At 74.0% G+C, this 254-nt stretch carries 1 protein-coding gene; it reads left to right on the top strand.

The genetic code is table 11. From position 1 onward, the window contains the following. On the top strand, positions 1 to 254 hold a 254-nt coding region (locus ACPYOM_RS23070), incomplete at both ends, for a PKD domain-containing protein (protein ID WP_481347754.1).

Below are 254 nucleotides of genomic sequence, written 5' to 3'. Positions count from 1 at the left end.
TCCGGCCTGACCGCGACCGCGCAGAAGACGGTCACCGTCTCCGCGGCGATCCGGCCGCCGACGGCCGCGCTGTCCGTGACCCCGTCCAGCGGCACCGCGCCCGTAGCCGTCACCGCCGACGCCTCCGCGTCCACCGACCCCCAGGGCCAGACCCTGTCGTACGCGTTCGACTTCGGCGACGGCACCATCACCGGCACCTCCACCTCGGCCACCGCGACGCACAGCTACACGACCGCCGGCAGCTACACCGTCAC

The sequence above is a fragment of the Monashia sp. HAY1-2A genome, from assembly GCF_056755315.1.
Note: the sequence above shows the minus strand (reverse complement) of the source record. Positions and strands in the feature narration are given on the sequence as shown.